20 protein-coding genes are annotated in these 11,704 nt (G+C 39.1%); 19 read left to right on the forward strand and 1 reads right to left on the reverse strand.

Annotated features, from left to right (window positions below; translation table 11 throughout):
* Positions 1–350: 350 nt before the first annotated feature.
* From IM319_RS16115 to IM319_RS16195, 17 genes are all read left to right on the forward strand, one after another.
* On the forward strand, positions 351–599 hold the full coding sequence (locus IM319_RS16115) for a DUF4160 domain-containing protein (RefSeq protein ID WP_287736262.1): 249 nt from the start codon (positions 351–353) through the stop codon (positions 597–599).
* Between the two features lie 4 nt (positions 600–603).
* Positions 604–855, forward strand: a complete 252-nt coding sequence (locus tag IM319_RS16120) for a DUF2442 domain-containing protein (RefSeq protein ID WP_287736264.1) — start codon at positions 604–606, stop codon at positions 853–855.
* 319 nt (positions 856–1,174) lie between these two features.
* Complete coding sequence (locus tag IM319_RS16125; RefSeq protein WP_287673895.1) at positions 1,175–1,441, forward strand: BrnT family toxin; 267 nt, start codon at positions 1,175–1,177, stop codon at positions 1,439–1,441.
* Positions 1,413–1,610 (forward strand): hypothetical protein, encoded by a 198-nt coding sequence (locus tag IM319_RS16130; protein ID WP_287078661.1) that lies wholly within the window; start codon positions 1,413–1,415, stop codon positions 1,608–1,610. Before IM319_RS16125 ends, IM319_RS16130 begins: the two co-directional genes overlap by 29 nt.
* A gap of 285 nt (positions 1,611–1,895) precedes the next feature.
* Complete coding sequence (locus tag IM319_RS16135) at positions 1,896–2,144, forward strand: type II toxin-antitoxin system HicB family antitoxin (protein WP_287736266.1); 249 nt, start codon at positions 1,896–1,898, stop codon at positions 2,142–2,144.
* 3 nt (positions 2,145–2,147) lie between these two features.
* The gene (locus tag IM319_RS16140) at positions 2,148–2,378 is read left to right on the forward strand and encodes a type II toxin-antitoxin system HicA family toxin (RefSeq protein WP_287079794.1); all 231 of its coding nucleotides are present in this window, start codon (positions 2,148–2,150) and stop codon (positions 2,376–2,378) included.
* 203 nt (positions 2,379–2,581) lie between these two features.
* Positions 2,582–2,785, forward strand: a complete 204-nt coding sequence (locus IM319_RS16145) for a hypothetical protein (protein WP_158199691.1) — start codon at positions 2,582–2,584, stop codon at positions 2,783–2,785.
* Positions 2,775–3,041 carry a type II toxin-antitoxin system PemK/MazF family toxin gene (locus IM319_RS16150; RefSeq protein WP_287736267.1) on the forward strand — a complete coding sequence of 89 codons (267 nt, stop codon included), beginning with the start codon at positions 2,775–2,777 and terminating at the stop codon, positions 3,039–3,041. Before IM319_RS16145 ends, IM319_RS16150 begins: the two co-directional genes overlap by 11 nt.
* Positions 3,042–3,302: 261 nt before the next feature.
* The gene (locus IM319_RS16155) at positions 3,303–3,530 is read left to right on the forward strand and encodes a hypothetical protein (RefSeq protein WP_158199689.1); all 228 of its coding nucleotides are present in this window, start codon (positions 3,303–3,305) and stop codon (positions 3,528–3,530) included.
* Entirely contained in the window at positions 3,527–3,796 is a 270-nt protein-coding gene (locus IM319_RS16160) for a type II toxin-antitoxin system RelE/ParE family toxin (protein WP_158199688.1), read from the forward strand. The genes IM319_RS16155 and IM319_RS16160 overlap by 4 nt, the downstream gene beginning before the upstream one ends.
* An 83-nt stretch (positions 3,797–3,879) precedes the next feature.
* Entirely contained in the window at positions 3,880–4,752 is an 873-nt protein-coding gene (locus tag IM319_RS16165; RefSeq protein ID WP_287736268.1) for a DUF4238 domain-containing protein, read from the forward strand.
* A gap of 292 nt (positions 4,753–5,044) precedes the next feature.
* Entirely contained in the window at positions 5,045–5,263 is a 219-nt protein-coding gene (locus IM319_RS16170; protein ID WP_158202158.1) for a type II toxin-antitoxin system HicB family antitoxin, read from the forward strand.
* A complete protein-coding gene (locus IM319_RS16175; protein ID WP_287736269.1) occupies positions 5,263–5,502 on the forward strand; it encodes a type II toxin-antitoxin system HicA family toxin in 240 nt (79 codons plus the stop codon). Before IM319_RS16170 ends, IM319_RS16175 begins: the two co-directional genes overlap by 1 nt.
* A 201-nt stretch (positions 5,503–5,703) precedes the next feature.
* The gene (locus tag IM319_RS16180; protein WP_287685622.1) at positions 5,704–5,970 is read left to right on the forward strand and encodes a DUF4258 domain-containing protein; all 267 of its coding nucleotides are present in this window, start codon (positions 5,704–5,706) and stop codon (positions 5,968–5,970) included.
* On the forward strand, positions 5,921–6,163 hold the full coding sequence (locus IM319_RS16185) for a DUF2283 domain-containing protein (RefSeq protein WP_002775710.1): 243 nt from the start codon (positions 5,921–5,923) through the stop codon (positions 6,161–6,163). Before IM319_RS16180 ends, IM319_RS16185 begins: the two co-directional genes overlap by 50 nt.
* Positions 6,164–6,426: 263 nt before the next feature.
* A complete protein-coding gene (locus tag IM319_RS16190; RefSeq protein WP_286824359.1) occupies positions 6,427–6,681 on the forward strand; it encodes a hypothetical protein in 255 nt (84 codons plus the stop codon).
* Entirely contained in the window at positions 6,662–6,922 is a 261-nt protein-coding gene (locus IM319_RS16195) for a Txe/YoeB family addiction module toxin (protein ID WP_287736270.1), read from the forward strand. Before IM319_RS16190 ends, IM319_RS16195 begins: the two co-directional genes overlap by 20 nt.
* A gap of 29 nt (positions 6,923–6,951) precedes the next feature.
* Here the strand turns inward: IM319_RS16195 and IM319_RS16200 are convergent, their stop codons facing one another.
* Entirely contained in the window at positions 6,952–7,122 is a 171-nt protein-coding gene (locus tag IM319_RS16200) for a hypothetical protein (protein WP_286824355.1), read from the reverse strand.
* A gap of 253 nt (positions 7,123–7,375) precedes the next feature.
* Between IM319_RS16200 and IM319_RS16205 the strand changes: the two genes are divergently transcribed.
* A complete protein-coding gene (locus tag IM319_RS16205; protein ID WP_286824354.1) occupies positions 7,376–9,946 on the forward strand; it encodes a DUF3536 domain-containing protein in 2,571 nt (856 codons plus the stop codon).
* A 113-nt stretch (positions 9,947–10,059) separates the two neighbouring features.
* Positions 10,060–11,307, forward strand: coding sequence for a tryptophan synthase subunit beta (gene trpB / locus IM319_RS16210; protein ID WP_287736272.1), 1,248 nt, complete (start codon positions 10,060–10,062; stop codon positions 11,305–11,307).
* Positions 11,308–11,704 lie beyond the last annotated feature (397 nt).

The raw sequence follows: 11,704 nt of genomic DNA on the forward strand, positions 1-11,704 counted from the left end.
ACCCTTATATAGAAAGGCATTTAGCGATTTTTGTCAATTGTTTTTGATCTAGAGCGAACTAATCAATTAAGTCTCTTACCAGATAAGGATTTAGTCGATTTATGCCCCCCTATCGAACCATACCAAGTAACGAAGAACCTTTTATCTTTTTATTCAAGGGCAAGGGGCGATTTTGTATTGCCGTCTTCATAGTGCGATCGCCTTTATCTTGTTGATTAAACTTTAAAAATGCGATCGCTTTGGTTTTTGAAAGTGCGATCACCCATCTGTAGATTTAGATTAAGCAACGAAACCCAATAATCTTTGTTACAATATTCTTGTCATAAAGAAAGACCTCTAAAAATAGATTTATGCCAGAAATTACTCGATTTTACGGAATTATCATTAAACTCTTTTTTGCCGATCATCCACCTCCCCATTTTCATGCGATTTATGGAGACTATAACGCCCTATTTAACCTAGAAACCTTAGAAATCATCGAAGGCGACTTACCCAATAGAGCCACAAAAATGGTTGTAGAATGGGCAACAATCTATCAACCAGAATTATTGAAAATGTGGAATACTCAAGAATTTAATAAATTACCACCTTTGAAATAAAATAATGCTTTACCCCAAAATAATATCAGCCAAAATCATTGAAAATTACACTTTATTGGTGCATTTTTCTAATCATCAAGCTAGAAAATATAACTGTGAAAAGCTACTGGAAAAAACAATGTTTTCCCCGCTTAAAAACTATGCTTTCTTTAAAAATTTTCAACTAGATCCATCAGGTAGTGGAATCATTTGGAATGATGAAATTGATATAAGCGAGTATGAAATTTGGGTCAATGGGATTGAACTACAATTGTAGTCTTCTTGTTGAGTAAATTTTAAAACTGCGATCTTTTTAGTTTTTGAAAATGCGATTTTGGCTTTTAAAAGTGCGATCGCTTTGCTTTTTGAAAGTGCAATTTTTGCTTTTAAAAGTGCGATCGCTGTAACTGTTGAAAGTGCGAGCATTTTGGGAGAGTCAATTTGTGGGGAATGGTGATCTCGTTTTGATGAGATTTAGAAGGGCGATCGTTTTGGCTGTTGAAAGTGCTATTTCCGTCATCTTGATTGATTAAGGTTTAAAAGTGCGATCATGTATAATCCAAAATGTTATTAATTAGATATAAAATCTCGATAAAATGGAGATAGAATGGGACAATAATAAAGCTGCTTCAAACTTGATCAAGCATAAGATTGATTTTGAAGATGCAAAAAATATTTTTCTAGACCCCAACCGTCTGGAAAGAGAAGATAAACGTGATTATGATGAAGCTAGAATCCAAGTAATCGGTATAGTTAATCAAGTAGTTTTATTTGTCGTCTATACCAAAAGAAACGGCAGATATCGTATTATTTCAGCAAGGAGAGCCAATAAGAATGAACGACGACAATATTACCAGAGTTAAACTTGATCCCAAAAATGTTAGTCATGGCAAGACAGATTGGGAAAAAGTTGAAGCAATGACGGAGGAGGACATTAATAAAGCCGCCGAAGCAGATTCGGACTGTCTCCCCCTATCTCAAAAAGAATTAAATGAGTTTCGCCGTATATCAATACAAGTACCTATCTTGTAGTGCGATCGCCGTCTTGTTGTTGATTAAACTTTAAAAACGCATCGCTGGCTCTTCTGGTTTCTGTGTGGAAACGAGGTCTATACTGATAGTTTTTTCCACAAAATAGTCCTAAAAGTGTTGCCTAGTAAGCATTTCACGATTCCATAAGCAAAAATTATCACACAAAGTCGAGAAGAGCCAATCGCGCTTTTATTGTCATCAGTGCGTGGGTTGAAGTTCATGAAACCCAACAAATCGTTTACAATAACCGTTAGATAGATTCATTCTATAAGGAGCAATAATAAGATGTTAGTTCGTTATGCTTTAAGTGATTATATCCATGAAGCGATCGCTATATCAGAAATTGAACAACTAGAAGATGGCACTTATGTAGGTAAAGTTCCGAACTGTCAAGGAGTAATTGCTTTTGGTGACACCTTATCCGAATGCCAAACACAGTTACGCTCCACTTTAGAAGATTGGATTTTAGTGGGATTAAAACTAGGTCATATTTTACCTGTAATTACTGGAATTGATCTTAATCAAGAGTGCTAAAGTGTGAGTCGTTTAAATCCATGTAAAAGAAGAGATTTTATCAAAAAACTAAGAAAATTAGGTTTTGAACAACCAAGATCAGGTACAAGACATCAATTTATGATTTATCAACAATATCGTCTGACGATACCCTCTAATTCTGAATATTCTGTGCCTCAATTGAAAATGATGATCAAGGAAGTTGAAAATATTATGTCTCGTGAAATAACGATTGATGAATGGAATGAACTTTAAAGTGCGATCGCCGTTATCTTGTTGCTCAAGTGCGATCGCTGATCTTGTAGGGTGCGTTACATTTCATTAACGCACCAAATTAATTGTTATTCACCGTAATCATCTGATTTTTGGGATGTTTATTAATGCGATCTCATATTACCGTCTTCATAGTGCGGGATTTGTTGTACAATAGGTAAATGAAGATTTTAGGGGTAATCAAAATGTTAAGTATTGATACTATTAATGAAAATATTGCTCAATCTTCTTTGCCTTCATTACAAGAAATTGCTAAACTTTCTCTATCAGAAAGACATAAACTTTTACGTCCTCTTATTCAAGAAATGGCTGAAGATGTCAATAATGATCCTGAACTAGATTTCTTTTCAGAAATTGAGGGAGAAGGATTAGAAAACGATGACGATTAACCCAAAACGAGGCGAAATCTGGCAAGTTAACCTTGAGCCAACCATCGGACAAGAAATTAGGAAAAAACGTCCTGTTGTTGTTATTAGTTCAGATTTATATAGTCCGATTGCTTTAAGAATTGTGATTCCATTAACAACTTGGCAAAATAAATTTATTAATCGTCCTTTTATGGTCAAAATTGTGCAAGATAAAATCAACGGCTTAAATCAAGATTCTGCGGGGAATGTTTTACAGATTCGTAGCCTATCAACGTAACGATTTATCGATAAAATTGGAGTTGTTTCCAATCAAGTTATGGGAGAATTATTGGCAGGTTTAGTCATTAGTATTGATTATTCCATAGATAATTAAATAGTGCGATCGCCGTCATCTTGTTGATTAAACTTGAAAATTGCGATCACTTTGGCTTTTGAAAGTGCGGTCTGCTTCGCAGTGCCTTCGGCAACGCTGATTTTTTAGAAAGCTTGATGGTGATATAATTTAAATAAAGACTGCGTAAAAAAGGAAAAAACAGCCGTGAGTCAAACAGAAATTACAGATTCTTTGCTAACTAGCACAGGTTTCTATAACCTCTTTCAAACCTTACCACTAGAAATCCGACAAGGCTTTCTACAACTTTTATTTCAAAATAATTCCTCTGAATTAGAAGACTTTATCCTTTATTTAGCTTGTGAAGATTCTCGAAAAGAAGGATTTTTATCTGAATTAGAGTCTCAATCTCTCTTGGAGAGTTTGCCTCAATGAAATATCAAATTGCCAAACGCTTCAAAAAAGATTTAGATAAAATTAACGACCAAAAAATTCTTGCAAAAGTTAGAAAATGTATTGAAGCAATTGGAAATTCTCAATCACTATCCGAAATCCCCGATCTTGAAGCACTAAAAGGCTTCTCAGGATATTATCGCATTAAATTTGACTACAGCTATCGTATTGGAATTTTTTGGGATGGCGAAGTTATCGAAATTCTCAAAATAGAGAGTCGAGAAGGATTTTACAAAAATTTCCCGTAGAAATTTAGACGATCGCCGTCACTCGACAATTAGCCAAAAACACAGCTATAATATTAATTAAACTAAATATCGTATTTTAATATATGAAAGATCGTCAACATTTCGTAACCCAAGCAGTACTTAGAAACTTTTCTTCATGCAAAAAAAAGGAGAAAATATTCGTCATTCTTCACAAAAACAATCAACTTGCAATACTACCAAAAGCTATAAATAGAACTTTTGAACAAAACAACTACTTCAAAACTAACGAAGAAAACTATGATTCATGGTTTGAAAATATTGATGCTCAAGCTCCATCTATAATAGCCTCAATTATTGAAAATGGGGTGGAAAACTTGACCACCCAAGAACGAGAAAAAATCAATGAATTCATGGCATTTCAATGGCTTAGATGTGCCGCATTCAGAAACGAATCAAGTTCGTTTTCTGAAATCTTAAAAGCTCTTCAAAATGACCTCAAAAATGACCCGCGCTGGTCGTCTTTTGAATATTTAGATAAAATGTTAGGAGAGGATTCGATTAAACATATTCATGCTAATTTGTTTACAGATATTCAATTTTTAATCCAAAAACTTAACGATTTAACGTTAAGTAGTGTTAGTCCAAAATCATTGGATAGAAAAGACGAATATGTTATTAGTGCTTCCCCAGTTTTATATAATTGTTGGGAACCTGAATTCTATTTTCCTATCAGTCCAACTAATTACCTAAGATTTCATTCTATTGACAGTAGTTTCTCTCCACTGGATTCTAGGTTTCTTAATGAACTACAATTCATTAATGGTAGAGCTTATACTGGTTGCCGTGTTGCTGCTAGACATCAGGAAACTTTAGAATATCTTAAAAATACTCCATTACAAGACTGTGAAATAAAAAATTTAGAAAATTCTTTTTGGAAATACCTTTTTCTTGAAATGTATAAAAAAAATCAAGAAGCTAAAAAAGTTAGTGGTTAGAGTGATCGCTTTGGCATTTAAAAGTGCGATCGCCGTCATCTTGTTGATTAAACTTTAAAATTGCGATCATTTTGGGAGAGTCAATTTTTCGGGAATGGCGATCGCCCGTGTCATTACAAAGTCCTATAGAACCTATTTGGTATCTCTCTTGTGACGCTTCACGGGTAAGAATTACAGGTATTTTGGCTAATTCGCTCTAATCCATACTGGGTAATGATTTTGGGAAAGATACCAAATGGACTCTATAGAAATGAGATAGGATCAAGACATCCCTATACACTATCAACAATTTATGAAATCCATTAAAATCATTGTTGAAAAACATCCTGATGGCTATATCGCCTATCCATTGGGAATTCAAGGCGTAGTAGTCGGTGAAGGTGATACCTATGAAGATGCTCTTAATGACGTGCGATCGGCGATCGCTTTTCATGTTGAAACCTTTGGGGAATCAGTTCTCGAAGCTGAATCATCTGTATTAGAAGCCTTTGTTGTAGAGGCAATGGTCTAATGGCAAAATTTCCTGTTGATGCCACCAAAGCCAAAGTGATTAAAGTTCTTGAAAAATTTGGTTTTTCAATTGTTAGAGAAAAAGAGCATATTTCTATGATTAGAAAAAATTCGGATGGAACAACAACACCTTTAACACTACCAAATCACAAGCAAATTAAAAGCTCTACATTAAGAAGTATTTGCACTCAAGCGGGTATCTCACGAGATGATTTTATTGCTTCCTATGAAAAAACTTAAGGCAAAATCCTTTAAATGTGATTATTTTGGCCTTTGAAAGAGCGATCTTGTCGGTTGGGTTGAGGTGACGAAACCCAACACTACCTTTTCCTATCTCTTACTTAATTTATTGGGTTTCACTTCGTTCAAACCGACCTACAGTGCGATTATTTGCTTTATAATTTTTACTAATCCCTTACAAAAAAATACTCCGAAATCCTCGTGAACTTTATTTTAAGTCCCCATGCCGAAGAAAAAATTATTCAACGCCAAATCTCTTTAAAAATATTGCAGGACATCCTCAATAATCCTGAGCAAATTTTAGAAGAAGATGGACTCAAAGTTTATCAAGGTACGTTTGTCGCCATTAACAATAAAACTTATCTTTTGAGAATTTACATTAATGACTTAGTTGAGCATCAAAAAATTGTTACACTATATGTTACCAGTAAACTTAGAAAATATAGGCAGCTATCAAATGAAAGCTAAATATGATGCTGAGGTTGACGTTTTAACAATTACCTGGCATGACACACCCGTAGAAGAAAGTGAGGCAATCAGTCCAGGGGTTATTCTTGACTATGATCAAGCAGGTAATGTAATCGGGATTGAAATTCTTAATGCTTCTCGAAAAATCGAGAATTTTTCTCCGAATGTGCAGGTAGCTATTTCTTCTCGATAAAGGCGATCGCTATTGGCTGATAGTGCGATCGCTGATCGCGTAGGATGGGTTAACACAGCGTAACTCGTCACAAACATTGATGATCAAAGGCGATCGCTTTATAGATGGTAAAGAGGCGATCATTATTGGGAGAGCCAATCCTTCGGAGATAGCGCTCGTTTTTTGTGATGACGAGGGGCGATCGCTTTTCTTGTCATCAGTTCTAACTCATGCTGATTTTGATATAATAGCCATAATTGTTTGACATCTTAAGAGAAAAAATCATGATTAGAGCGATTAAACAGAAAGGAATTGTTGGCAGAGAAGGAAAAATAGAGCTTTATTCTGCGGAACTAGAAGAAGGAACAGATGTGGATATTATTATTTTAGTATCTGATTCTGAACCCGATACAACTGAATATCTTCTTTCAACAGAAGCCAATCAGCGTGAATTATCCGAAGCTATTGACAGAATAGAAAAGAAAGAAAACTTAGTGACAATTACTGTAAAAGAATGGCGTGAAAAATATAGTATTTGACCCGAAAGCTTTTAAACAACTCAATGAATGGGCGATAGAAGACAAAAAACTCTATAAAAAAATCGTTGATTTAATTGACGACATATTGCGTCATCCCTTCTCTGGAATCGGTAAACCTGAACCCTTAAAACATCAACTCAAGGGTTATTGGTCAAGACGCATTAATGATGAACATCGCTTAGTTTATAAAATTACAGAAACAGAAATTATTATTATCAGTTGTAAATTTCATTATGACTAGGCTCAATGTAATCGCTGTCATCTTGTTGATTAAACTTTAAAATTGCCATTGCTTGGGATAGGAACGCAGAGGGCGATCACTTTTTGGGGATAAGGAGGGGCGATCGTTTTTGGGAGGAGCAATTTTTTGGGCATGGCGATCGCTTTTGGGGCAGGGGTAAGAGCGATCGCATCTCTCTTAGGGTAGAACGCTGATGGCAAAGGATGGTCAGTCAGCCCTAGATAGTCAACAGCCTACCGGGAAAAGCTAGATTTTGTAACAAGATTTAGTATTACTTAGTGCCGTGTATAGAGAAGTTGCGAATTGTTAACCCTAGCTTTGCTAGGAACACAAAACATGGTATTGTGAGCCTGAGTCCGTGAAAAACGGCAAGGTTTTCAGTTTTTTTAAACATCAGGTCGCTACATTCTACAGCTATTTTCGCTCAAAAAAACCGATTTTCTAGGCATTTCTATGACTTATCTTGTTGAACATCCTTCTACAACCTTTTATTCCTATACCGATACGGGGGTCGATCCCCTGAAAACCGCTCACGGAGTTTATATCACGGTTCACGGACATTTTTACCAACCACCGCGAGAAAATCCCTATCTAGACAGAATTGAACGGCAACCGAGCGCCCATCCCTTCCATAATTGGAATGAACGCATCCATCACGAGTGTTATCGTGCCAATGCTTTTGCGCGCATTTACAATGACCGGGGGGAAGTGATCAAAATAGTTAATAACTACGAATATCTCAGCTTTAACATTGGGGCCACCCTCATGTCATGGATGCAATCCCATGATCCCGAAGTTTACCAACGCATCCTGACAGCGGATCAAAAAAGTTGTCAACGCTTAAACGGTCATGGTAACGCCATCGCCCAGGTCTATAATCATATCATTCTGCCTCTAGCTAACAAACAGGACAAATACACCCAAATTCGTTGGGGAAAAGCCGATTTTCAGCACCGTTTCGGTCGCGATCCCGAAGGAATGTGGTTAGCGGAAACAGCCATTGATTTAGCCACAGTGACAGCTTTAATCGATGAAGGGATTAAATTCACCATTTTAGCCCCTTCCCAGGCCCTGCGCTGTCGTCCTTTCCCTAGCGACCAAGATCCCCATCCCCAATGGCACGCGGTGGCCGGAGGTCAAATCGATCCCACCCGTCCCTATCGCTGTTACATCCCCGATGGTCGTTATCTGGATATTTTCTTCTACGATGGTCCAATTTCTCGCGATATGGGCTTTAATGATGTCCTAGCCAGCAGTGATTTTCTCGTCGGTCGTCTGGGACAGGCAATTAAAGGGGATCATCGTCCTTCCCAGTTAATCAGCGTCGCTACCGATGGGGAAACCTTCGGCCACCACAAACAGGGGACAGAGAAATGTCTTAGCTATGCTTTTACGGAATCTTTCCCTAAAAACGGCTGGACAGTCACTAATTTCGCCCATTATCTCAGTATTTGCCCCCCGACTTGGGAAGTGGAATTAAAACCAGTGACTGCGTGGAGTTGCGTCCATGGCGTAGATCGTTGGCAGGATGACTGTGGTTGCGGGGGAGGGGGAAATTACCAGCAAAAATGGCGAAAACCCCTGCGGGAGTCCCTAAATTGGCTCAGAGATGAGTTAATTAAGGTATATGAGATTCAGGGACAGGAATTTTTCCGCGATCCTTGGCAGACAAGGGATGACTACATTGCAGTTATTTTAGATCGATCCCCAGACGCGATCGAACATTTCCTCGCCCTGCATCAAAGTCGCAACCTGAGTAAAAGCGAGAAAATCGATGCTTTGCGTTTGTTAGAAATGCAAAGACAGGCTTTATTGATGTTTACCAGTTGTGGCTGGTTTTTTGAGGAAATTTCTCGACCTGAAGGTACGCAAATTTTGAGATATGCTGGCCGGGCCCTGGAATTAGCTGGAGAAGTGGCAGGAATTCAATTAGAAATGAATTTCCTCAGTCGTCTAGCTTTCGCCCCCAGTAACGTTAAGTTATATCAAGATGGGGCTGATGTCTATCGACAATTGGTCACTTCTGCGCGGGTCGATTTGGAACGGGTGGCAGCCCATTACGCTATTAGTTCCCTATTTACCAATTATCCCAGTCATCATCGGATTTATTGTTACAATACCCGTCAACTAGATTATCAAAAACAAGCGATCGGGTCTTTAACTTTAGCAGTGGGACAGGTGGAATTAACCTCGGAAATTACCCAAGAAAGTGAACATTTTGTTTTTGCTGTTCTACATTTAGGAGGTTGGGATTTTTACTGCTGCATTCAACCTTTTAACGGTCGCTTAATCTATACCCATCTTAAGGAGCATCTCTTTGAATCTTTACAACAGGCCAGTGTCTCGACCATGATCGTAGAAATGGGGCGTGGATTGGGAGAAAACTTTTTTGCTTTACCCCATCTTTTTGCCGATGAAAGACACCGGATCATGCAGAAGGTGACAGCCGAAACTAAAAAACGTCTCGATCAATTATACACCCAAGTTTATCGGGATAATTACGGCATTTTAGCGGCTTTCCAACGGGATGAGCTGCCCGTACCTCAAGAGTTACAGGTAGCGGCCGATATTGCCATTTCTCACCGTTGTTTACAGGTGATTAATGCCCTAGAAAAAGATTTTGAGCAGCGGCAAGCAACGGAGAATAATCTCGATCAATTATTGGCTATTGCTAAGGAAGCCAATCATTTACACTGTCAATTAAACATTCCCGAAGCGCGTCAAACCTTAGAAAGTCTGCTCTGGCAATCTCTTGGGAAATTATTACACGATGGTGATCCTTTAACGGCGGAGGAGGATGCCCGCCTAATCACCCGTTTAATTGAAGTTAGCCAACAATTAAAGCTAGGATTATCCCTCGATCGCTCTCAGGAATTATACTATTATTACTTCCATGATCGTCTAGTTCCTAATTCTTTGCGGTCCAATTCAATAGATGCTGCCTGTCCCTGGCCGATGACTCAATTAAAATGGTTATTACTATTAGGACAGGTGTTAAAAGTTGATGTGAGTATTTGGCTGTAAAATCAGTCAAAGGGTGGGCAATGCTCACCTTTTGATTTGCCCTCGAACTCAGGTTAACCCAGAGACTAAACCCTTAGATTTATAATGGACATAGTCTCTCATCGAAGATTTACATGACTATCACGCCGATTTATGCCGCCTCAGCCGGCACAGCAACCCAGTATCCCGATGCTTTTGGGCGTTTTGGACGCTACGGGGGCAAATACGTCCCGGAAACCCTGATGCCAGCCTTAAGTGAACTAGAAACGGCCTATAATCAGTATAAAGACGACCCCGATTTTCAAGAAGAATTAAATCAACTGCTCAAGGATTACGTCGGCAGACCTAGTCCCTTATATTTTGCCGAACGTCTCACCGCCCATTATGCCAAAGCTGACGGTACTGGGGCGCAAATTTACCTGAAACGGGAAGATTTAAACCATACTGGGGCCCACAAGATTAATAACGCCCTCGGTCAGGTTTTATTAGCCAAACGCATGGGTAAAAAGCGAATTATCGCCGAAACTGGGGCAGGACAGCACGGCGTGGCCACCGCTACGGTTTGCGCTCGTTTTGGTCTAGAATGCGTGATTTATATGGGAATTCACGACATGGAACGCCAGGAACTCAATGTTTTCCGCATGAGACTGCTTGGGGCGACGGTGCAACCCGTGGCCGCCGGGACAGGAACCCTGAAAGATGCCACCTCGGAAGCGATTCGCGACTGGGTAACTAATGTCGAAACCACTCACTACATCCTTGGTTCTGTGGCCGGTCCCCATCCCTATCCGATGATGGTGCGCGATTTTCATGCGATTATCGGTCAAGAAACTCGTCAGCAAAGTCTGGAAAAATGGGGCGGTTTACCGGATATTCTCCTCGCTTGTGTGGGGGGTGGTTCTAATGCTATGGGTTTATTTCATGAGTTTGTTAAAGAAACTTCCGTGCGTTTAATTGGTGTTGAGGCCGCCGGGGAAAGTATCGCTTCTGGAAAACACGCCGCCACCCTTACCCAAGGTCAACCGGGGGTTCTACATGGAGCAATGAGTTATTTATTACAAGATAACGAAGGTCAAGTTATCGAGGCCCACTCAATTAGTGCCGGTTTAGATTATCCCGGAGTCGGGCCAGAACATAGCTTTTTAAAAGATAGTGGTCGCGCCGAATATTACAGTGTCACTGACCGGGAAGCATTAGAAGCTTTTCAAAGAGTTTCCCGTTTAGAAGGGATTATTCCGGCCCTAGAAACTGCCCACGCTTTAGCCTATTTAGAAACTCTTTGCCCGCAAGTAACTGGTAGTCCTCGCATTGTTATTAATTTCTCTGGACGGGGTGATAAAGATGTGCAATCGGTGGCTAAATATTTATCGATGAATGGTTAACCTTTAGCCTTTTCAGTGAGCAGTTATCAGATTTGAGTATTAAGTGATCCCCCCTGCCCCTAGAAGGGGGGTGCTGACAATTTTTAACACCCACCTACTTATTAAATGGCGGTTTCTTGCTGTCTTTTCACTCTTGACCGATTACCACTGATAACTGCTTATACTAAATCCGTTGAGCATAGGCTACTTATAAGGACAGGCAAAAGGCACTCATGCAAAAGGGGTAATAAATAATCAGTTTTTAATAACCGGATTTAGTATTGTAAAGTTTCAATACAAATATAGTCATATATAGCCAGCCATGGTAATATGTGAACACGAAACTATCAGACTAGGCAAAAAAAACAGGAATAAGTTATCGAACGGCTTGGAGGTGGTGGAAACAAGGGAATTTAAC

The organism is Microcystis sp. M113S1 (genome assembly GCF_020246945.1).
Lineage (GTDB): Bacteria > Cyanobacteriota > Cyanobacteriia > Cyanobacteriales > Microcystaceae > Microcystis.

Coding starts and splice junctions, on each gene's coding strand:
- IM319_RS16120 (WP_287736264.1), top strand. CDS start 604: ATGCTTTACCCCAAAATAATATCAGCCAAAATCATTGAAAATTACACT.
- IM319_RS16130 (WP_287078661.1), top strand. CDS start 1,413: ATGAACGACGACAATATTACCAGAGTTAAACTTGATCCCAAAAATGTT.
- IM319_RS16145 (WP_158199691.1), top strand. CDS start 2,582: ATGTTAAGTATTGATACTATTAATGAAAATATTGCTCAATCTTCTTTG.
- IM319_RS16135 (WP_287736266.1), top strand. CDS start 1,896: ATGTTAGTTCGTTATGCTTTAAGTGATTATATCCATGAAGCGATCGCT.
- IM319_RS16165 (WP_287736268.1), top strand. CDS start 3,880: ATGAAAGATCGTCAACATTTCGTAACCCAAGCAGTACTTAGAAACTTT.
- IM319_RS16150 (WP_287736267.1), top strand. CDS start 2,775: ATGACGATTAACCCAAAACGAGGCGAAATCTGGCAAGTTAACCTTGAG.
- IM319_RS16205 (WP_286824354.1), top strand. CDS start 7,376: ATGACTTATCTTGTTGAACATCCTTCTACAACCTTTTATTCCTATACC.
- IM319_RS16160 (WP_158199688.1), top strand. CDS start 3,527: ATGAAATATCAAATTGCCAAACGCTTCAAAAAAGATTTAGATAAAATT.
- IM319_RS16170 (WP_158202158.1), top strand. CDS start 5,045: ATGAAATCCATTAAAATCATTGTTGAAAAACATCCTGATGGCTATATC.
- trpB (WP_287736272.1), top strand. CDS start 10,060: ATGACTATCACGCCGATTTATGCCGCCTCAGCCGGCACAGCAACCCAG.
- IM319_RS16115 (WP_287736262.1), top strand. CDS start 351: ATGCCAGAAATTACTCGATTTTACGGAATTATCATTAAACTCTTTTTT.
- IM319_RS16175 (WP_287736269.1), top strand. CDS start 5,263: ATGGCAAAATTTCCTGTTGATGCCACCAAAGCCAAAGTGATTAAAGTT.
- IM319_RS16185 (WP_002775710.1), top strand. CDS start 5,921: ATGTTACCAGTAAACTTAGAAAATATAGGCAGCTATCAAATGAAAGCT.
- IM319_RS16125 (WP_287673895.1), top strand. CDS start 1,175: ATGGAGATAGAATGGGACAATAATAAAGCTGCTTCAAACTTGATCAAG.
- IM319_RS16190 (WP_286824359.1), top strand. CDS start 6,427: ATGATTAGAGCGATTAAACAGAAAGGAATTGTTGGCAGAGAAGGAAAA.